This window comes from Helicobacter mastomyrinus, assembly GCF_039555295.1.
Lineage (GTDB): Bacteria > Campylobacterota > Campylobacteria > Campylobacterales > Helicobacteraceae > Helicobacter_C > Helicobacter_C mastomyrinus.
Genome location: NZ_CP145316.1, coordinates 1,998,512 through 2,017,066 on the forward strand (window position 1 = coordinate 1,998,512; position 18,555 = coordinate 2,017,066).

An 18,555-nucleotide genomic window follows, 5' to 3' on the forward strand; every position below is an offset into this window, starting at 1 on the left:
TATAGCAAGGAGAGATTTAGAAGTAGATTTCTTTATAGCTCCTTGCCATTTTTAGCCCATATCGAATAGGTTTTGGTGTAATGGTGCGATGATAGACAAACATTTCTATCATCGCCTCCACCCAATTTTCACTTGCTGCAAAGCTTAGGGCTGAACCACCACCTAATCGGGGATTAACCTCGATAAGTATGGGTTTATTTTCCTTGGTAATAAATGCTTGTATATTGATAGCCCCTATAAAATGGATATGTGAGGCTATGTATTGAATGTGAGATTCTAAGCACTTGACATCACACACCTCGCCTTTAGTGGATTTACCTCCTTGCACACCAATACGGCGACGAGGAATGATATATATGGCTTCACCTTGTGCATTAAAGAGGCAATCGATAGTGTATTCTTCACCAATGATATGCTCTTGTGTGATAAATGAGAGAGAATCTTCATCATTATCCCCCCCCCCCGTTAAAAAATCTATCTATTTGTGCTAGCTCGATTCCACTACCTCCACGTCCAAAACGGGGTTTTAAGACACCATAATGTTTATAAAGGCTGCTTTTGGGCGTGGGGATTCCTATCTGGCAAAAAAATTGATATGTTTGCCATTTATCTAAGAATGTTTGTATTGTATGAGGTGCAGAGATGATAACTAGGATTCCATATTGTGCAAAATGTGCTTTTTGCTCACTCCAGCCTAAAAGACTTTCATCAAGTGTGGGAATGACTATATCGATATGATGAGCGCGGCATAGATGGAGTGTTTTATCCCATAAATGAGCGTCGCTTACTTTTGGCATAATGATAAAATCATCGCATTCTATAAAGGCAGTATTGAAGCTATCAATATCACTTCCGCATACGATATGCCCTGCATTTTTGATTGCTTCTATCATATATGAGCTTGTGAGGCAGCCACTTGCTTCAATTAAGATTTTCAAAGGTTTTTTATTGCTCATATTCTGCCTTTTTACATACGATGTAATAGCGGCTTTGAATACTGCCATCGATAAGATTTACTGATGATTTCTTTTCACCCCAAATGATTTCAAAAGTGCTTTTTTTAAATAATCTTTGTATTTTGGGATAATCAAAAAAGCTTTGTATAGTGCCTTTTTCGTGGGATTCTTGCACTTCTATTTCATCAGTAAAGGTAGATTCTTGTATATTGCTAAAGCCACTTGTAGAATCTTCCCCAATGAGCGAGCAAAAAAAGTAGGTTTTACTCACATAGGCAATTTGACTTACTAAATTTTGTGCTAAATCAAAAGGGAGGGAATCTAGCACCCCATAGCTTATAGTAAAGTCAAAAGTATTATGTTTAAAAGGTATATGCTCTCCGTCATACACTCTAAAATCAATATCTAAATTTGCATTTTGTGCTAAGTGTTTAGCTTGAGAGATAGCATATTCACTAATATCAATACCACAGGTTTCTATCCCAAATTCACTCATTAACATACTCTGCCTCCCAATACCACAGCCAAAATCAAGTGCTTTGATAGGATAAAGTGCATTATCCCCCCCCCCCACAGCTTCTATAAGCTTATCACCTTGCGTAATACCAATGCCAGAGCGGTAAAAATCTCCACGATATATCACATCGCTAAAGCGATGAGAATCTATTCTCTTGCGTATAAAGCGATTGAGAAAGCGCACTACCTCTTCGTGTGGGTAAAAAATCGCATTTTCTCCTCGTGCGTAGCTTTCATTCCATTGTGTAACTTTCATATCTTTCATTTTTGCTCCTTAGGTAGATTGATAAAGATGTTGCAAAAGATTTGGTGTGATTTTTGCAGTTGTGGTAAGGTGTATGGATAGATTTGAAAAAAAGAGGGCAAAGAAATGTATCGCCTTGCTAATGATTGCTGAATGTGAAAATACGTTTTGTAGGCGGCTGTTTGTGTCATTTCTGCTCCTTTTACTTATTTTGAGGAGCAGGGGGAGGGATTAGAAGTAGCTACCCTCCTTTGGCAATGGATTCAATTCGTGTTTGGTAAGTAGAAGCCCTTTGTCATAGGCTTTGACTAAAATGCCTTGAGAATCCACTTTGAGAATCTTGCCCGATTCGATATGAGGTAGGTCTATTTCTATGATTTTTGCTTCCCATACTTTATAATATGTATCATTATAAAGTACTTCTGCTCCAACATAGGGTTTGCTTAAAGCACGGATAAGGTTATAAATACCCAATGCGCTCATTCTAAAATCGATTATGCCATCACGCATACCTCGCTTTCGCCAAAGATTGGCATAGGTATGCTCTTGAGGGGTTGCCATTGAGGAAATGATGGAGCGATATGTGTATAGCCCCCCCCCCCACAATATTTTTTGCTTTTAAAGCAAGAATCTTTGTAGTGAAGTCATAGATTTGCTGCTGGGCTATTTTTTCTACTTTCTCACATACACTTGCGGCATTATCTGTAAAGGCAATATCAAAAGGCACTTGCGAGATAATATCTCCGCTATCAGCACCTTTATCCATTAGAAAGAAGCTTGAAGCACTTTTATCCAATCCTAAGGCTAATGCCCAAATGATAGGGTGGCGTCCGCGATTATGAGGTAGGGCGGTGGGGTGATAACCGATGATAGGATAGGAGGTTAAAAACTTTTCTTTAATAAGTGAGCTCCAGCCTAGGCAATATATCACATCAGGAGCACAAGATTCTATAAAATCAAATATATGCGGAGCATTAATATCAGGCGCATAGATATAGGGGATATGATTTTCCTCACATAATGGAGCAAGATTACAAAAATCAGCATTAAACGAGGATTCTGCTTTTGTTGCTACGCCTACGATGTGTATATCAGTAGTAGCTGACATATCAATGAGTGTTTGAAGTGATGTGTGAGAGAATGCTACACAACCAATAAAAAAGATATTCAAGCCCTATCCTTTATTCCTTGCTCTTATGTGTGATTATAGCACAAGGTTTTAAAATTCTATATCGTAAAAGGCTTTTTTCAAGATACCCTCAAGCGGATAGCTTTTAAGAATCTCTATTGTTTTTTCACTCGCACCGCCTTCTCCGTAAGGATTTTTGACATTTTTAAGTATGGCTTTAAAGCTTGGAGAGATGGCGTGTTTGATACAAGAGAGGATTTCATCTGTATCAGGAGCACACGAAAGCACAGAATCTGCCTTAATACGCCCTTTTTGCCTATCTCCTATATCGATTGTAGCGACTTTGAAGCTTGGTGCTTCTCCTAAGCCACTAGAGCTATTACCTATCAGGGCATCAACATAGCGCATTGTACTTAAGTATCGTAATTGCCCCATAGAGGTAAAGGCGATTGAATGCGGATGAGAATGGATAAAATTATCAATCATTTCATTGATGATACGTCCATCTGTATCGGCATTTGATTTAGTGAAGATAAAGCCTACTTGGTGGGTTTGAGCGAATATCTCAAGTGCGTTTAGAAGGGCTTGAAATTGTTCTTGGGAGGAATTATTTTCAAGGGTAACAGGGTGAAAGGTGATGAGAAAATTATAAGTGGCAAATTGAAATTGTAATGATTCCTCTAAAGCGGGTTTATCTAGTAAGTTTAATACCTTAATACTATCAATGCCAAAGCCACCGACATTAAATACTCTATTTGGACTTTCACCAAGTTGAATTACTCGTTTTCTATACGCTTCTGTGGCGACAAAATGCAAATGACTCATTTTAGTAATGCTATGTCTAATGGCTTCATCAATCAATCCTTGTGTCGCCTCTCCGCCGTGCAAGTGAGCCACAGGGATACGGCATATCATCGCACTCGCTACACAGGCAAATATTTCATATCGATCACCAAGCACAACGATAATATCAGGTTTTAATTCTTCATAAGTCTCGCAAATGGAGATTTGGGCTAATCCCATTGACTTACAAATGCCAGTGGGTGTATCTGCGCTAAGGATAATCTCGCATTTTTTATCAATGGGGAGATTAATATCGCGGTAAGTTAAGCCAAATTCTGTGCTTAGGTGCATACCTGTGGCGATAAGCTGGAGTTGTAATTCATTGTCGGCATAAATTTTATGCGCAAGAGGAGCGAGCAGCCCCCATTCTGCGCGTGTGCCTGTGATGATACAAATTTTACGCATATTATTCCTTTGAGGAGAAATATGCGCATTATAGCAAAACTCTCTATGTAGAAGGCAGAGTTGGGGTGTGCGTAGGCGGGAAGACAACTACATCATAACGTTCTTTTGCCTTTTGCGCAAATTTTTGGGGTGCAAAAATATTAAGCATATATAATTTGCCCATTGAGAGAAAGCCTCTAAATCGAGTGTAATCCTGCACAAACATTCTGTGTATGACATAAATGCTTCCATAGACATTAATATTGCCTTTGTATTGTGTGCAATTATAGGTAGGGCTTTTGTGGCAATACTCTGTGGCTTCTGTCTCTGCTTGAATTTCCATACTGATAAATTTATCACTTTTATTGAATATTTTTTTATAAATACCATTGAGCTGGTAGAAGCTCTCTCCGCAAATATCTTTATTACCACACATATCGCCATATACTCTAAAAGTATCGTGTTGCAAAAATGTGGGATTTTCTTTAAGATGTTCGAAAATACCTACTTGTCTTATATAGGCTGTAAAAACTTGATTGAGAGCGTTGATATTGACATTAATAGCACAGAGGATAAGTATAAGCAAAATGCCTGTTTTGAGCTTTTGACTTTTGCAAAGTATATTGAGTAAAAAGACAATCACAATCCCGGCACCCAAAGATTCTAAAATGCTAAATCTATCCTCTGCATTTAGAAATTCATTATACTTATATACAACAACATAGCTAAACATACCACACCATAGGATAAGTAGCCCCAATCCTACGCCCACTATATCGCGCATATAGATTCTATTATGTTTATAAGCATAGTAAAAAGACACAGGAATGAGAAGGAGTAAAAAGAAGCTTATAGCTCCTAAGAGTATATAGCTCATTTCTCCAAAGTGGAGTATAGAAAAAATAGGTGTTTTGATAATAGCTTTAAAGAAGGCGTCTAAATGCACTTCATTGTAGCCCTCATACATACCATAAGGCTTAAAATAGAGTTGTTTTAAAACATAAAATACAATAGGTAAGATAATAAAATCAATATGCTTTATGCTCCATTGGCAGAATGCCTTGAGAGAGATATAAGCGCGACTTACATATATCATATATGCAAGAGGCAGAGCAAAATATACAAGCAAAGAGTTCATAGTAAAAGAGACAAAGAAGCATAATAGGGCAGCTATACGAAGCAAGAAATGGCTATTTCTCATATAAAGGCTTAAGATATAAAACCCTAGCCAAAAGAGTATATAGCATAATGTATAAGGGGAGTTGATAAGAATATTGCGTGAGATAATATTAAAAGGCAAGAGCAAAAAGAGTAGGGTAATAAAGACAAGCTCTATGGGGGTTAGAATTTCTAATCTTTGAGAGATTTTATATACCAATAAGCCACATATAAAAAAGCCCACAAATGTAAAAAAGCGGAAAAGCGGGATACCATAGGGCTGCAAAGAGATAAAAATCCATTCAAAATAGCCATACCATATATTAGCATTTTGCTTAAATTGAAGATTCATCTCATCAAAGCTAAATCCACCAATAAGCCCCCAATCGTCCCAATAGTATCCCTTAGTATTTAAAAGCATAAGGAAAAAGGCTATAAAATAAGGGATAAAAAGTAGTATGAAGTCGTGTTTAAGCTTACCTGTAGGGGTAAAAAATGCGCAGAATCTATCACATATAGAAGAGTTTTGTGAGGCAGTATTAAGCGGGGAATTTACATTATCCCCCCCCCCCATTGTCTTTATAGTTTCCATAATTATCCTTTAGAGCTCTATCATTTCATCAGGAGCGAAATCGCGGATAGCTTTTTTGCCAACTACATTATCCCATTCCATCGGAGAGATACCGCCCGCGGGACGTTTAGCATAGAGATTTACCTCGCTTAGAATCTCACCTTTTTTAATCGCACAATTTGCGACAATAGATTTACGCGCAATAGGCTTATTTTTTGCTTCACTTGGGCTTGTTCTTTTGATACCATCACCAAGGGCAAGTTCTATTTCACGTATGCCTTGCACCATTGCCTTAAGCTCGTGTGGCTCAAGGCTTGCCTTGTGGTCAGGACCCTCCATATTTTTATCAAGAGTGAAATGCTTTTCTATTATCGTTGCTCCCATACCGACAGCGGCTAGAGGGATTGAAATACCCGGTGTGTGATCAGAATAGCCAACGGGCAAATGAAAGGCATTGTGTAGGGTATTCATTGCTTTGAGATTGACATCACAAAATGGTGTGGGGTATTCAGTATTGCACTGCAAAAGTGTGATATTTTCACGTTTGGTGCCACATTGTGTTAATACATCAATAGCAGATTCTATTTCTCCTAGATTCGCCATACCTGTAGAGAGGATTACTTTTTTATTTAAAGCACCTATGCGGCGGAGATATGGGAGATTTGTGATTTCTCCACTTGGAATCTTAAAGGTTTGTAATCCAAACTTATGCAGTAAATCTATACTTTTGATATCAAAAGGTGTAGAGAGAAATGTTATCCCCTTTTTATCACAATACTCCATAAGGGGCTGCCACGCGCTATCATCAAGCACGAGTTTTTGTATCATTTCAAGTTGAGATTGCTCTGCATTACCGGTATTTTCTATTTGATATTCTGCTTTTTGCGCAAAGCGACTTACGACATTTTCAGCCTTGGCTGTTTGGAATTTTACAATATCCGCTCCAGCTTCTGCTGCTACGTCAATAAGCTGTTTTGCAAGAGCCATATCACCATTATGATTTACTCCCGCTTCAGCAATAATGGTAACTTTTGTCATATTTATCCTTTTAGCTTGTCCTTAAAATAAAAAGAGCGATTCTATCTTGTTTGAACTTTAAGTATCATTAATGGCAAAGAGTATAGTATCTTCTGCTAGAGGATTGCGATTACGCAAATAGAGCTTATAGTGCGGATTAAGCGAAAGTATAAATTGTGGCAAGGTGATAAAGTCCTCACGTCTGTGATACATACAAATAGCAAGTTTTGGACGATAGGTAGTAATCGTTTCTTTTGCGCCTTTGAGGGCGTTTAGCTCCCCTCCTTCTATATCCATTTTGATAAAACTTACAGGTTTAGAGTTGTTCTTATGCCCCCCCCCATATTCATACTATTTGTTTTTAAAATATTATCAATACTATCACATTCTAAAGCTATGCCATTATTTTCACTAATGCGCGACGTGCCAGAATTCTCCTCTGCAAAATAGATAATTTCTTTTGTATGAGAAGCACCTTTGGGTATTACTTCACAACGTAGGTGCTTGGTGTTTTCTATGAGTTGTGGCACAAGCTTTGAATCTGGCTCAAGGGCATAGGTTTTTTCATATTCAGGGACATAGCGGACAAATTCTAAGCAAGTATCGCCATCATAAGCTCCGCAATCTATCATTATCTCATTTTGACCAAGCCCTAAAATATCACTAAAAAGCCCTTTTTGTCTTGTGTACGTGTAAGTGTGGCGTAATTATTATAGATTCTATCTTGCAAGTAGCCTATCATCACTTCTTTGCTTAAATCATCGCTTAAAAGATTATATGTGCTTTCAAATTCACTAAGATGGGATTTAAAAAAGGATTCAAATCCATTCGTGCAGCCGCTAATATAGCTCACATCACGAAAGGTATTCATAAAATATAAATGTTTGAAGCCATAGCTTTTTAAAAGCTGTGCTTTCGCCTTTACATCTGCCATAGCAATGATGATACATATATCTTTGCTTCCACTCCATTCTTCAATGGCTAAAATGGGCTTGCCTTTGTATGAATCTTGCTTGCTAAAGGCTTTATTAGCAATGTGTCCTTTTATCTCAAGCCCCTCTTTATCGTAAAAATCTCTTACCATAGAGCCTAGAGAATGCCCTCCGTGTGTGCCACCAAAAAGATAAATATCTTTCTTTTGTGCCTTTAGTTGTGAGAGAATTGCATACGTATCGGGGTAAGTTTGTGTGCATATCATTTTTTCTAGCATAATTGCTCCTTTAGAGTTGAGTTTAATAAGATTGTCTCTTTATCTAAGACATTGTGTGAATCTATCTTGTAGATGGGCTTTGCTGGATTGCCATAATAGTAATGCCAAGCCTTAAATTTACGCCCCATATTAAGACTCATAGGTCCCAAACTCGCTCCTATACAAAAATGGCTTTGAGGTAAAATAAGACTATGACTTCCAATATGGCAATGCCGCTCTAGCTGGATATGTGAGGCTCTTACATTACGCAAGGTAAAAGGCACACAAGGACATACAAGATAGCCTCCGGCAAAATCATCAGTAGTAGCAAAAATCTTACTATAACTACTCATACCGCAAAAATCCCCCATACTTACACTTGAATCTTTGCCATTTCCTCCTGTGATACTCGCATAAGCCCCAATATGCAAGAATCTTCCTAGGTGTATCGCTCCGCTTAAGATAACAAAATCATCAATACGCACATAATCGTCAATGCTTATGAGGCTAGGGGTGTAGATTTGTGCTAGGCGAGAGATAAGGACGCATTTACCTAGGCTTTTAAAGCCAAAGGATTCTAATTCGCTTTGTGTGTAATGCCCATTGTTCCGCTGTGATTCCATAAGGGTAGTTTGCGTATGTGCTGCTTTCATAAGCTGCCCCCTCCATCAATTATAATATTTTGTCCAGTTATCCAAGTAGAATCTTCACTAAGGAGGAAGCATACTAAGGGCGTGATTTGCGATGGCTTACCAATGCCTAGCGGGTAAGACTTATCCATAGATTCTATATAATCTTTGTCATATATGCTACTCCAATTTTCTATCATTTCTGTCATTGTAAAGCCCGGACTTATGGCATTGATTCGATATTTAGGTGCGATCTCAAGAGCTAAGCTCCGCACACTTGCATTCACTCCTGCCTTAGACGCACTATAATTACATAAGCCCTTTTGTGCCTTGATACTTGCATTTGAGCTTATCCATATAAAACTCGCCCCTATATTGCTTTTTGCCCTCCTATCAAGTAAGCCTTTTATGAGCTGCAAATTGCCAAAATAGTTAATATTAAAAATTTCGAGCGCGTTCTCCACAGATAGCACCGATGTAATTGGTGCTATCTGCTGGGATCCAGCAGATAGCACCGCACCATCAAAGCTACCATATTCTTTAGCGAGATTTAAAGCCCATTTGTCCAACTCATAAAATTGACTAATATCCTTACTGATGGGGATAAAAAGATGAGGATTGATAGCCTTTTTGCGCTTAGATTCTAATTTAGCGCTATCTCTCCCTATGGCAATGATTTTAGCACCAAGCGCATTAAGACTTAAGGCTATATCTGCGCCTATACCGCTACTGCCTCCACTTACCAAAAAAGCATTTGTTTGCAAAACATTGAGGTTTAAAGATATGGCTATGCAAGATACTTGCTTGAGAATCTTGTGTATTCATATTAATCCTCTAATTTATCTTTAGCAAGGGCTAAGAGGTCGGCTACATTTTTGCATTCTTTGAGGGCATTGCCTGTGAGGCTTATATGAAAGAGATGTTCGTATAAAGAGATAAGAGAGATGATAGCTAGGCTATCCCATTCCTCAAGTGAATCTAAGCTCATTTCAGGGCTTAAAGCCTCATCTCTTTGCATTGCATCGCTTAAGTGTGTTAAAAACTCTTGTGTAGTCATAGTATTCTCCTTGTGATAGTTTATAAACAGCTATATAAGCCCACCTTTTGGGCTTTAAATCCACTTTTTAGGCTAATGATGGCATTTCCCCACGCTAGTCCCGCGCCAAACCCGGCTAAATGCACCTTAAGGTGAGAATCTAAGCCATCACTTGCCTTCTCTCCTAATGTGTCGCAAATAGTAGCAGGGACAGAGCAGCCGCTAAGATTGCCATATTTGTTTGTCGTGGTATTGGGGACTTTATCTTGAGGGAGCTTTAGAGTTCGGGCAATATGATCTACGATATATTTATTTGCCTGATGAAAGAAGAAGTAGTCCATATCTTCAATACTATGCCCTGTATATTCAAAAAGTGAGTTAAAAGCTTTTGGTTCGCAGCTAATAGCAAAGCTAAAGATTGCCGCTCCGTCCATATAGAGCTGCTTTAAATTTCTGCTTTCACTTATATCCCATACTTTAGATTCAGAGATGATCTCTCGTGTGGGCTTTCTACTCGCTCCCTCTGGTATGATAAGTTCATAGAATCTGCTCCCATCGCTTCCTAGCTCAAAATAGGCTTCTTGTGCTTCCTCTGTATAGGTGAGCAAACTAGCGCTCACCCCATCACCAATCACGGGAGCAAGATTAGAATCAAGGGGATTGACATAATGGCTTAGAGTATCACCACATAAAAGCAAGACATTTCGTGCAGCGCGTGATTGTATAAGACTATGAGCGATATATAGCCCATAGAGATATCCCGCACAAGCTTGGTTTATGTCAAAACATAGGCATTGTGTGCTTAGCCTTAGCTTTCCTTGGAGATAGCACGCACTTGCTGGGAGGATATAATCTGGCGTTTGTGTTACAAAAATGAGCGCGTCAATATCTTTTTTATTTACTTGCAAAGATTCTAAAAGTTTTATTGCTGCTAGCTCGCCTATATCACTTGCGGTGATGTGCGGCGGAGCGATATGGCGTGTTTGTAAGCCAATTACTTTTTTGATACGTTCTAAAGCTTTAATATCGCCTTTATAGATAGTGTGAAGCTCGGAATCTATATTGATTACCTGATCTGGCACAAGTGTGTGGATTCCCATTAAAGAGACATTGCTAAAAGAGGCTTTCATACTGCCTCCTTTAAAGGGGTAGGGCAAGATACTGCAAAGGGCATTGCTCTCTTGTGAGATAGAGAGTAGGGAGGATAAATTAGAGTTTCTCTATCCCCCCCCCCCATTACTTTCTTACTTGCTGCTATATCACGTAAAAATTGCGATTCTAGGGTTTGAATTTGCTTTGAATCGAGATTTTTCAGTAATCGTGCTGGTGAGCCAAAGTAATATCCATAGGCTTTAAGTGTAGTATCGCACACGAGACTTTGGGGTCCTAGGTTTGCCCCTATATTAAAAATCGTGCGTGGCAAAATAAGCGACATAGCCCCGATATGATTATGCCCAGGTAAATGGATATGACTAGCAATAATATGGCGATACTTTGCATCAACACAGGAATTTGATAGCATACTCCCGCTTAAATCATCGCTTACACTTAAGATTCTGCTTCCTAATGAAAGGGAGCAAAAATCCCCCATACTCACACTTGAATCTTTGCCATTCCCTCCTGTAATGTTTGTATGTGCGGAAATATGGATAAATTGCCCTAAGCTTATAGCACCGCTTAAAATGGCAAAATCATCAATGCGGACACAATTACCAATACTCATACGTTCTGGCGTGTAGATTCTTGCTAAGCGAGAGATAAGCACATTATCACCTAAATATTTAAAGCCAAAAGATTCTAATTCCTTGCGTGTATAAAAGCTCGTATTGTATTGCGCTTTCATAATAGGATTACTAAAAGATTCCATTGTAGCTACTCCTTATGTGAGATGAATATGAAGCCCTTGCATATCGGGCTTAGTGATAGGTATGGAGATAGTCTGTGCAGACATAGGCTGCAAGTGTGTGTAATGCTCCTTGCTAAGATGTGCAAGTTGTGAAAGGGTTTGCAAAAATGGCGCATTGCGTTCGCCCTTTTGATAATGCAAAAATACAGAGTGGCTTGTAGATTCTCTCTTCTTAGAATCTTTAATGCTAGGACTTAGATTTTCTGTGATGAGGTAGAAGGCATAATTTAGCATTAGAGTTTCTAAACGTCTCCCAAGAACGCGACAGCTCACAACAATATCAATAATATGTATTTCTTTTTGCGCTTCTTTATACTCACCTATAATAATGCCAATAATCCCGCTATCACTTAATCTGTCGCTCATAGCAATACTTAGCACACAGAAATGTTTGGAATCTAGCCATTCTTGCGCTTGAGGGAGTGTGGGTCGTGTGTATGAAGCGATAAACTGATTAGTTTTATTCATAAGCTCATAGATGCGCTGCGTGTGCTGTGTGTGTTATTAAGAGAAAAGCTAAGCGTGATAGCAAGATTCTCAAAGTATGTTTCTGTATCAAGGGATTGCAAATTTTTGCGTTGCGTATTTGCTGCTATGCATTAGCTCGTAAGCTATCTTCTTTATTTGTGTGGAGTTTAGTCATTTGAGGAAATAAAAAAAGCTTCCATAGCACATTTTGTGGGCTTAGGGCGTGAATATATTTTGCCCCTATGTGCTTTATCGATTCAATTTCAGCGATATTATCATCAATAAAGAGCAGAGAATCTACCCCAATATTAAAGCTTTGAGCGATGTTTAAAAGATTTTCATATTTTGGTTTCCAATTCACTTGCGTATTGTCAAAATCATTCCAAGATAGGGGGAAATCTTTTCTTGTGGCAAAAAGATTCATTGCGTCTTGAGATTCGTTTTTTGAGCATAGGGCGAGGAGAAAGCCTTGCTTTTTGTATTCTAAAAGCTGCTTTTGTAGAGCAATATGTGATGGTGTGAATTGCAAAGAGTTGATACCATCTTCGCCTAAGATTCCACCATAAAGGGTATTGTCTAAATCACAAACAATTGCCTTGAGAGTAGGCAGTGTGAGAGCGGGTATAAGCTTTAAGCCTAGAATCTGCGCTATGGCAAGACTTCCATAATTGCTTAGTCGTGTGCCACTTATGCTTTCTTTGGCTTCATCGATGAGATGATGAGATTCTAGAGTTATAAACTGCTCTCTTTGGGTATAGAGGGCATAAAGAGAGAAGCAAAAAATATGTTGATTTTGCAGGGATTGTATATCGTGTGCATATTGAGATTCTAAGAGAGTGACAAAAGTGCTATCATCAAGCAGGGCTATCATAATAGGAGCTTTAGTCAGGGTGCGTAATGCGAGGGAGCGTTCTTTAAGGAATTGCATAAAGGCTACATTATCTAGGTTATAGCGGGTTTTATCGATATAGATGATTTCAAGGTCGGCATTGTGGGATTGAGATGCAAGAGATGAAAAACTAAGGCTATCATCATAATCGCTGTAATGAAAAGGTGCTTTCAAACCTGCATAATGTAAAAATGGCGCGATAACGCTTTGTATTGGCTCAAAGGCGTGATTTCTGTGGATATTGATATGTATGGATTGTAATATTTCTAGCGGGATATGCTTGGCTAAAGAAAGGAGGGCAGTGCGCTTAAGCTCCATACTAAAAATATCATATTGTGTCATTTGCATTACTTATCCTTTGGTTCAACAAGCTCTATTAAAAGGCGATTGGGGAGCATAATAAAGCAAAGTTTTGCGAAATATTCTGCTTCCATAGGTGGAATGAGTAAGCGAGATTTGCCATAAGCGATAGGTTTTTGCATAGCCTTAGGGAGGGTATTATTTATTTGCATATACCCCCCCCCCAGCATTACTATTAGCTGTTTTTTCATAAGATTCTATGCTGTGAGTGCGGGAATCTAAAACATTATGAGATGAGAAATCATAATTAAGAATGCTTTGCATATCTAATTCTATGTTATGTGTCTCAAAGGCGATATGATAGAGCTTGTTATGCGTTTTGAGATAGTTATCAAGCCTTTTGCTTCCCTCTAAGTTTTCTAAGAGTTCAAATCTCCATTGAAATGCTAAAGAGGATTTGCAAGGATGAAGTGTCATAAATACGCCACGCACACCTTGCCTTTCATCACTAAAGCTACCTTCTTGCGTGAATCCAAGTGATTGAAATATGTGCTTTTCGCTTTCAAGGCTTTTTGTCGCTACACCAATATGATGGATAGGGAGGTTAAGTAGAGGCAGTGATTGCATTAAAGGAGTTCCTTTACTTTATCAATCAATGCTTCTTGTGTGTTTAAGTCTGGCAAATCATCTGCACCAAAAGCTATGCCAAACTCCTCTTCAATATTCATAATGATGTCAATATGAGCAAGAGAAGTCCATTGCTCGCAATTTTGCATACTGATGGAGGTTTGCTTATTTACGGGCATTTCAAGTATGCTATTTAAAATGGCATAGATTCTTTCATTTACGTTTTGCATAAAAACTCCTTGTGAAAAGATGAAGCTGGGTATAAAAAAATATGAGGTAGAGAAAAAGAAGGGAATAAGAGAGGGGAAAAGAGTGTTACTGCCCCCCCCCCCGCTAATTGCTGCGCATTTAAAAATCTATCGCCAAGCCTTGGTGTATAAGAAGATTCATAACGTGTAAGCGCGAGGGTAGAATCTTGTGTCTTTACAATAAGCGTTGGCATATCCTTTGAGTGTGCTATAACTCCTACGATAGCCCCGGGAGTAGCGATATATGAGGGGGCATTCTCTATAAGATGGGATTTAAAAATACGGATATTGATAATCTCATCTTGCTTTTTTATTTGGGCTAATGCCCCTAAATCTGGTGCATTAAGTGCGCGAATAAAGTTAAAAATATCTCTTGAAGGCTGATTCCATATAATCCACTCATCTCCTTTACACCTAGCGGGGCAGTAAAATCCAACTTGATGTATAGAATCTTGTGGAGTGGGCGAAGCAGTGCCATTATACAAAAGCATAAGTGCGTCAAATAATACTTCCGCACATTGTATATGAGCCGTATGCAAAAGAGTAGAATAATCATCTAAATCGCTGATAGGATAGCTACGTTGTAAAATAATATCTCCTGTATCAATGTCACTATCGACATAATGCACACTAATGCCAAATTCTTTTTCATCATTGATGAGCGCCCAATTTAAGATATTTCTCCCGCGATAGAATGGCAATTTGCCCGCGTGGCAATTGATAGTTTTAAGAGGAGGCAGAGAAATCAAAGGTTCTTTAAAAATTTGATTAAAACTCATTGAGACGAAAATATCACAGCAAAAAGGGGCGATTTGCTCCATAAAATCGTGTGAATTGATATTTTGCGTTTTGATATAGGGAATATGATATGTAAGTGCTAGATTTTCTAAGATGGTATCAGTGTTATTAAATCGAGGAACAATAAAGCAAATTTCAAAATATGGAGAGAGAATAAGCTTTTTAAGGGCGTTGTGCGCCCAGATTCCATCGGCAAAATATCCAATCTTAAGGGGAGTTAGCTCACGCATACTTCCTCCTCTTGGTAGAATAAAGCTTTACACGAGGAATATGTAAAGAAATATACTCTATCCCCCCCCCCCGCAGCTTTATGGCTGATGGTGTGTTAAATCGATAAGAGAGAAAAAAAGGCAGATGTTTTGTATCTGCACTTAGGTTTTGATAGGCGAGTTTGTCATAAATGTATCCTCCGATGTAAAAGGGACGAATCGAAGTGGCAAATTGCTTTTTAAAGGTAAAAAGCAAATCTGCGCTATCCTTGCTCCTCCCTCCTCCTAGGATACAAGTTTGAAGCCCTTTGCTATAAGCGATTTCAAAAAAAGCTTCAAAAAGCGCTCCCATCGCATTAAGATTGCTATCTAGGCTTAAAGGGGCATTCGCTCCTAAATGATAATAGCCACATAATTTATCAAACAAGAAAATTCCCATTGCCACAACCTCATTTTTATATCGTGCTTCAAGCATAATAGATTCTGGCATATCAAGCAGGGACTGAAAATAAGAGGGGCTAAAGAAATAGAAACTATCTGCGTTGTTGCGCTGCATAGTTTGAGTATAGAGAGTAATAAAAGTGTGTATATCACCACTTTGTCTAATATCAAGTAATGCTTGACTTTTGCGCAATTTGCCTTTTAGACGTGAGGAGTAATGCGCCCAACGTGTTTGTAAATGGGTGCTTACGATAACAATATCTTTTTCTTTAGTGAAAAAATCAAGCAATGGCGCAAAATATCGCGTGAGGGGAAGAAATGGGTGGAAACGTATAAATTCAGCGATAATGCCTAGTTCGTGTGCTTTTTGAGTTTGTGCTTTAAGCGCAGTGCTAAGAAATACTAAAGAAGAGGAATTACTCATATAGCCGCCATAACCATAAGGAGAGCTCATATCATAATAGGGTGTATGAGGGATAGGCTCTATAATGGCGGTGTTTGAGAAATACTGATTGTTTTGTGTGAAAGAGAATGTAAAAGGTTTTTTATGAGTATCAAGTAGAGATGACACATAAGCTTGAGAATGAAAGATAGGCGCTTGAGATATGTCTAGCTCTAAGGGAGTATCTTGAGGAGAGCTAAGGTTAAGGGGTATTTTAGAATCTTTCATATCCCCCCCCCCCGTTAGTTGCAAGAATCCTTCTTTTCGTTTGCAAAGTATATGATTATCATAATGCAGCACTACATCATTGATAGCGGCTTGTTGGAAAGTGGATTCTAAAAAATCATTTTTGATGAGTATTGCTTCTATGAAGTGCAAAGATGGATTGTGCGCTAAATGCGTCATTTGATTAGGTTTAGCAAAAGCTTTTACGTTATTTATAATCTCTTGTGTGCTTTGGGTAGAAAAATTAAGTGATAAATCATCATCTTGTCGCGTGTAGTATGCTATGTTAGGCTTAGAATCTATATGGAGGGCATTTAAGGGCTTAAAGTCTCTTTTTAATGCGAGTAAAAATGCCTCTTTTTCGGCTAAAAAGCACATTTGATAGAGTAAGGATAATGGCGTGTTGAAGTCATTATATACAGGCACTTGCGAGATGACTGCTCCAGAATCAATCTCATCTGTCATAATATGGCAAGTAGCTCCACTTGGCTGTTTGTAGAGAATCGCGCCATTAATAGGATTCTTGCCCTTAAGATTGGGGAGAAGTGATGGGTGGCAATTCACAAAAGTATGATGTGGCTTAGCAAGTTGTGAAATAGGCAGAATATAGGGGCAGCCATTGCTTACAAGAATATCAAACTGAATAGATTCTATAAGTGATAAGAGCTCTTTTTTGTTAGAAAATTCATAATAGCAGGTTTTGTAAGGGGGGGGGCTTAATGTCTGCTGCAATATTTGGGCTGCATAGCTTTTAGCTTGAATACATATTGTGAGATTTAGTGTTTGCTCAAGCATAGCTTGTAATACCTCAAGGCGATTGCCTACAAAGAGAAAGTGCTTTGAACGGGTATTTTTTATCATTAGCTATTCTCCCCTCTTTAGACCCTCGATGATGAAAAGACCATTAAGGAGTGTCCCCTCATCTAAAGTTTGCACCTCGTAACTATGTGTGATGTGGTAATTTGCTCCATTATAAAGTGTCTCTATATCCTCTTTTGTGCTAAATCTTACAATGCCGGTATTTGCACAGCAGCCTTGCGTAGGCTTACATAAATGATAGCCCAAGTCCTTATCTTCGTCTAAACCAAATGTGCCAACAGATGGCGTGAGTGAAAAGAATTTTCCTCCTATTTTGAGCTTTTCTATAGTTTTGTGGATAATTTTCTGCGTTTTTTCGAAGTCATTACAACAGAGTGAAGCACTATCAATCCAAGCGTCAAAACTTTGAGGCTTAAAATTATCAAGTGCATAGAGGTAGTCTCCACATTGCATTGAATCTAAATAGGGCATTAAGCCCTCGCTTTCAAAACGTCTTATACACTGATTGATACCATTTTGCGCCCATTCTATACCACTTACGCTAAAGCCTTCCCTTGCCATATACCATATATTCGCCCCACCGCCAATGCCAAGCTCTAAGATTTTTATATCCTTACGATTTGGCACTTTGTAAAAATGTTTTGCAATAAAGCGGATAAGCGGCTCACTCGGGTATTTACCCCATTCTTTATTTTTAAACATTTCTTCCCACAAGGTTTGATTTTGTTGAATAGATAATTCATTCATACGGCTTTCCTTTGAGCTTGATAAGCAAAAGAAGTGAAATAAGATGTATTATGAGAAAAGAAAAAAGAAGTAGTATGATAGAGAGGGTTAGAATGATGGGTAAGAATAGAAAAAATGTTTAACTTACCCCCCCCCCGTTAGAAAAAATACCTTTTTTGTTTGTGAGATAATGAGATTCTAGAGGATTGTGATAGAGGAGCGAATAAGAAGGGATAGTCGTATTATGGGCTAAAATCATATTGCTTCCTAAAAAGCTCCCCTCGCCAATATGACAACTACCATTTACAACACTTGCCGTAGATAGATGACAAAAGTCATCTATCTTGCAATCGTGCTCAACAAGGGCTTTTGAATTAATAATACAAGCCTTGCCGACAGAAGCATTAGAGTTAATAAGCGCGTGGTGCATAATAATACTGCCTTCCTTGATAGTTACATTTCTTGCCACATAAGCAAATGGCGAAATAATAGATGGCAGATGATAACCAATTCTTTTAAGCTTTTGGTAAATGCGTAGGCGAGGGGAGGGTGTCTTAATCTGCCCGATGGCGATAAAGGCATACTGAATCGTACTAAAAAGTGTTTGTAAATCATCATCACTGCCAAGTATAGGATATCCGAGCAAATGCGTAGAACCATTTTGCAAGGCATTTTTATCGATGATTCCACAGATATGATATTTATTTTCCTGCTCGATAACATCAATGCAAGCCTTTGCGTGTCCGCCACCACCGATGATGAGTATATAGGGTTTGTGAGGCATT

The 18,555-nt window shown here is 38.5% G+C and carries 24 protein-coding genes and 1 pseudogene; all 25 read right to left on the reverse strand.

Features of this window, described 5'->3' with window-relative positions; genetic code table 11:
* Positions 1-16 precede the first annotated feature (16 nt).
* The 25 genes and pseudogenes from V3I05_RS10130 to V3I05_RS10255 all read right to left on the reverse strand — a co-directional run bounded on the left by V3I05_RS10130 (position 17) and on the right by V3I05_RS10255 (position 18,554).
* Positions 17-478 (reverse strand): ATP-grasp domain-containing protein, encoded by a 462-nt coding sequence (locus V3I05_RS10130; protein ID WP_343354262.1) that lies wholly within the window; start codon positions 476-478, stop codon positions 17-19.
* Positions 450-956, reverse strand: a complete 507-nt coding sequence (locus tag V3I05_RS10135) for a hypothetical protein (protein ID WP_300856735.1) — start codon at positions 954-956, stop codon at positions 450-452. The genes V3I05_RS10130 and V3I05_RS10135 overlap by 29 nt, the downstream gene beginning before the upstream one ends.
* The gene (locus V3I05_RS10140; RefSeq protein ID WP_343353537.1) at positions 946-1,737 is read right to left on the reverse strand and encodes a class I SAM-dependent methyltransferase; all 792 of its coding nucleotides are present in this window, start codon (positions 1,735-1,737) and stop codon (positions 946-948) included. Before V3I05_RS10140 ends, V3I05_RS10135 begins: the two co-directional genes overlap by 11 nt.
* A complete protein-coding gene (locus V3I05_RS10145) occupies positions 1,734-1,907 on the reverse strand; it encodes a hypothetical protein (RefSeq protein ID WP_295700436.1) in 174 nt (57 codons plus the stop codon). The genes V3I05_RS10140 and V3I05_RS10145 overlap by 4 nt, the downstream gene beginning before the upstream one ends.
* Positions 1,908-1,947: 40 nt before the next feature.
* Entirely contained in the window at positions 1,948-2,226 is a 279-nt protein-coding gene (locus tag V3I05_RS10150) for a hypothetical protein (protein ID WP_295700439.1), read from the reverse strand.
* Positions 2,219-2,887 (reverse strand): formyltransferase family protein, encoded by a 669-nt coding sequence (locus V3I05_RS10155; protein ID WP_295700441.1) that lies wholly within the window; start codon positions 2,885-2,887, stop codon positions 2,219-2,221. The genes V3I05_RS10150 and V3I05_RS10155 overlap by 8 nt, the downstream gene beginning before the upstream one ends.
* A 48-nt stretch (positions 2,888-2,935) precedes the next feature.
* Positions 2,936-4,093, reverse strand: a complete 1,158-nt coding sequence (gene neuC, locus V3I05_RS10160; protein WP_300450993.1) for a UDP-N-acetylglucosamine 2-epimerase — start codon at positions 4,091-4,093, stop codon at positions 2,936-2,938.
* A 43-nt stretch (positions 4,094-4,136) separates the two neighbouring features.
* On the reverse strand, positions 4,137-5,822 hold the full coding sequence (locus V3I05_RS10165) for a hypothetical protein (RefSeq protein WP_343353539.1): 1,686 nt from the start codon (positions 5,820-5,822) through the stop codon (positions 4,137-4,139).
* Positions 5,823-5,831: 9 nt separating this feature from the next.
* Entirely contained in the window at positions 5,832-6,839 is a 1,008-nt protein-coding gene (neuB, locus tag V3I05_RS10170) for an N-acetylneuraminate synthase (RefSeq protein ID WP_343353540.1), read from the reverse strand.
* Positions 6,840-6,896: 57 nt separating this feature from the next.
* Entirely contained in the window at positions 6,897-7,115 is a 219-nt protein-coding gene (locus V3I05_RS10175; protein ID WP_300933198.1) for an FkbM family methyltransferase, read from the reverse strand.
* 11 nt (positions 7,116-7,126) lie between these two features.
* Positions 7,127-7,450, reverse strand: a complete 324-nt coding sequence (locus V3I05_RS10180; RefSeq protein ID WP_343353541.1) for a hypothetical protein — start codon at positions 7,448-7,450, stop codon at positions 7,127-7,129.
* 20 nt (positions 7,451-7,470) lie between these two features.
* Positions 7,471-8,028 (reverse strand): hypothetical protein, encoded by a 558-nt coding sequence (locus V3I05_RS10185; RefSeq protein ID WP_343353543.1) that lies wholly within the window; start codon positions 8,026-8,028, stop codon positions 7,471-7,473.
* On the reverse strand, positions 8,022-8,660 hold the full coding sequence (locus tag V3I05_RS10190) for a galactoside O-acetyltransferase (protein ID WP_343353545.1): 639 nt from the start codon (positions 8,658-8,660) through the stop codon (positions 8,022-8,024). Before V3I05_RS10190 ends, V3I05_RS10185 begins: the two co-directional genes overlap by 7 nt.
* Complete coding sequence (locus tag V3I05_RS10195) at positions 8,657-9,400, reverse strand: SDR family oxidoreductase (protein WP_343353547.1); 744 nt, start codon at positions 9,398-9,400, stop codon at positions 8,657-8,659. Before V3I05_RS10195 ends, V3I05_RS10190 begins: the two co-directional genes overlap by 4 nt.
* A gap of 62 nt (positions 9,401-9,462) precedes the next feature.
* A complete protein-coding gene (locus V3I05_RS10200) occupies positions 9,463-9,693 on the reverse strand; it encodes an acyl carrier protein (RefSeq protein WP_300446941.1) in 231 nt (76 codons plus the stop codon).
* A 20-nt stretch (positions 9,694-9,713) separates the two neighbouring features.
* A complete protein-coding gene (locus V3I05_RS10205) occupies positions 9,714-10,802 on the reverse strand; it encodes a 3-oxoacyl-[acyl-carrier-protein] synthase III C-terminal domain-containing protein (RefSeq protein WP_343353548.1) in 1,089 nt (362 codons plus the stop codon).
* Positions 10,799-11,539 carry an acyltransferase gene (locus tag V3I05_RS10210; protein WP_300732885.1) on the reverse strand — a complete coding sequence of 247 codons (741 nt, stop codon included), beginning with the start codon at positions 11,537-11,539 and terminating at the stop codon, positions 10,799-10,801. Before V3I05_RS10210 ends, V3I05_RS10205 begins: the two co-directional genes overlap by 4 nt.
* Before the next feature lie 12 nt (positions 11,540-11,551).
* Positions 11,552-12,046, reverse strand: coding sequence for a hypothetical protein (locus tag V3I05_RS10215; RefSeq protein WP_343353549.1), 495 nt, complete (start codon positions 12,044-12,046; stop codon positions 11,552-11,554).
* Positions 12,047-12,170: 124 nt separating this feature from the next.
* Positions 12,171-13,283, reverse strand: coding sequence for an HAD-IIIC family phosphatase (locus tag V3I05_RS10220; RefSeq protein ID WP_343353552.1), 1,113 nt, complete (start codon positions 13,281-13,283; stop codon positions 12,171-12,173).
* Positions 13,283-13,862: pseudogene (locus tag V3I05_RS10230) on the reverse strand (VOC family protein). The gene V3I05_RS10220 and the pseudogene V3I05_RS10230 overlap by 1 nt, the downstream one beginning before the upstream one ends.
* Positions 13,862-14,092 (reverse strand): acyl carrier protein, encoded by a 231-nt coding sequence (locus V3I05_RS10235; RefSeq protein ID WP_343353555.1) that lies wholly within the window; start codon positions 14,090-14,092, stop codon positions 13,862-13,864. Before V3I05_RS10235 ends, V3I05_RS10230 begins: the two are co-directional and overlap by 1 nt.
* Entirely contained in the window at positions 14,080-15,138 is a 1,059-nt protein-coding gene (locus tag V3I05_RS10240; RefSeq protein ID WP_343353556.1) for a methionyl-tRNA formyltransferase, read from the reverse strand. Before V3I05_RS10240 ends, V3I05_RS10235 begins: the two co-directional genes overlap by 13 nt.
* Positions 15,131-17,086, reverse strand: a complete 1,956-nt coding sequence (locus V3I05_RS10245; protein WP_343353557.1) for a formyltransferase family protein — start codon at positions 17,084-17,086, stop codon at positions 15,131-15,133. Before V3I05_RS10245 ends, V3I05_RS10240 begins: the two co-directional genes overlap by 8 nt.
* A gap of 3 nt (positions 17,087-17,089) precedes the next feature.
* The gene (locus V3I05_RS10250) at positions 17,090-17,791 is read right to left on the reverse strand and encodes a class I SAM-dependent methyltransferase (RefSeq protein ID WP_343353558.1); all 702 of its coding nucleotides are present in this window, start codon (positions 17,789-17,791) and stop codon (positions 17,090-17,092) included.
* A gap of 118 nt (positions 17,792-17,909) precedes the next feature.
* Positions 17,910-18,554, reverse strand: a complete 645-nt coding sequence (locus tag V3I05_RS10255; RefSeq protein WP_300732870.1) for a NeuD/PglB/VioB family sugar acetyltransferase — start codon at positions 18,552-18,554, stop codon at positions 17,910-17,912.
* Between the last annotated feature and the right edge of the window lies 1 nt (position 18,555).

Coding starts and splice junctions, on each gene's coding strand:
- V3I05_RS10135 (WP_300856735.1), bottom strand. CDS start 956: ATGAGCAATAAAAAACCTTTGAAAATCTTAATTGAAGCAAGTGGCTGC.
- V3I05_RS10140 (WP_343353537.1), bottom strand. CDS start 1,737: ATGAAAGATATGAAAGTTACACAATGGAATGAAAGCTACGCACGAGGA.
- V3I05_RS10145 (WP_295700436.1), bottom strand. CDS start 1,907: ATGACACAAACAGCCGCCTACAAAACGTATTTTCACATTCAGCAATCA.
- V3I05_RS10150 (WP_295700439.1), bottom strand. CDS start 2,226: ATGCGTGATGGCATAATCGATTTTAGAATGAGCGCATTGGGTATTTAT.
- neuC (WP_300450993.1), bottom strand. CDS start 4,093: ATGCGTAAAATTTGTATCATCACAGGCACACGCGCAGAATGGGGGCTG.
- V3I05_RS10165 (WP_343353539.1), bottom strand. CDS start 5,822: ATGGAAACTATAAAGACAATGGGGGGGGGGGATAATGTAAATTCCCCG.
- neuB (WP_343353540.1), bottom strand. CDS start 6,839: ATGACAAAAGTTACCATTATTGCTGAAGCGGGAGTAAATCATAATGGT.
- V3I05_RS10175 (WP_300933198.1), bottom strand. CDS start 7,115: ATGGATATAGAAGGAGGGGAGCTAAACGCCCTCAAAGGCGCAAAAGAA.
- V3I05_RS10180 (WP_343353541.1), bottom strand. CDS start 7,450: ATGATAGATTGCGGAGCTTATGATGGCGATACTTGCTTAGAATTTGTC.
- V3I05_RS10185 (WP_343353543.1), bottom strand. CDS start 8,028: ATGCTAGAAAAAATGATATGCACACAAACTTACCCCGATACGTATGCA.
- V3I05_RS10190 (WP_343353545.1), bottom strand. CDS start 8,660: ATGAAAGCAGCACATACGCAAACTACCCTTATGGAATCACAGCGGAAC.
- V3I05_RS10200 (WP_300446941.1), bottom strand. CDS start 9,693: ATGACTACACAAGAGTTTTTAACACACTTAAGCGATGCAATGCAAAGA.
- V3I05_RS10205 (WP_343353548.1), bottom strand. CDS start 10,802: ATGAAAGCCTCTTTTAGCAATGTCTCTTTAATGGGAATCCACACACTT.
- V3I05_RS10210 (WP_300732885.1), bottom strand. CDS start 11,539: ATGGAATCTTTTAGTAATCCTATTATGAAAGCGCAATACAATACGAGC.
- V3I05_RS10215 (WP_343353549.1), bottom strand. CDS start 12,046: ATGAATAAAACTAATCAGTTTATCGCTTCATACACACGACCCACACTC.
- V3I05_RS10220 (WP_343353552.1), bottom strand. CDS start 13,283: ATGCAAATGACACAATATGATATTTTTAGTATGGAGCTTAAGCGCACT.
- V3I05_RS10235 (WP_343353555.1), bottom strand. CDS start 14,092: ATGCAAAACGTAAATGAAAGAATCTATGCCATTTTAAATAGCATACTT.
- V3I05_RS10240 (WP_343353556.1), bottom strand. CDS start 15,138: ATGCGTGAGCTAACTCCCCTTAAGATTGGATATTTTGCCGATGGAATC.
- V3I05_RS10245 (WP_343353557.1), bottom strand. CDS start 17,086: ATGATAAAAAATACCCGTTCAAAGCACTTTCTCTTTGTAGGCAATCGC.
- V3I05_RS10250 (WP_343353558.1), bottom strand. CDS start 17,791: ATGAATGAATTATCTATTCAACAAAATCAAACCTTGTGGGAAGAAATG.
- V3I05_RS10255 (WP_300732870.1), bottom strand. CDS start 18,554: ATGCCTCACAAACCCTATATACTCATCATCGGTGGTGGCGGACACGCA.